The organism is Massilia aquatica (genome assembly GCF_011682045.1).
Taxonomy (GTDB): Bacteria; Pseudomonadota; Gammaproteobacteria; order Burkholderiales; family Burkholderiaceae_D; genus Telluria_A; species Telluria_A aquatica.
This window is the reverse complement of sequence record NZ_VVIW01000095.1, coordinates 1-216: the sequence shown is the minus strand read 5'-3', so window position 1 is coordinate 216 and position 216 is coordinate 1. Positions and strand designations below refer to the sequence as shown.

Genomic DNA, 216 nt, shown 5'->3' with positions numbered 1-216 from the left:
GAAGGACGTAGTAGCTTGCGATAAGCTGCGGGGAGCTAGCAAACAAGCTTTGATCCGCAGATTTCCGAATGGGGAAACCCGGCCTTTACAGGTCATTGCATACTGAATACATAGGTATGCAAAGCGAACGCGGCGAACTGAAACATCTAAGTAGCTGCAGGAAAATAAATCAACCGAGATTCCCAAAGTAGTGGCGAGCGAAATGGGATGAGCCTG

At 48.6% G+C, this 216-nt stretch carries 1 rRNA gene; it reads left to right on the top strand.

Features of this window, described 5'->3' with window-relative positions:
• A 23S ribosomal RNA gene (locus tag F1609_RS34015) occupies positions 1–216 on the top strand; the annotation flags it as partial.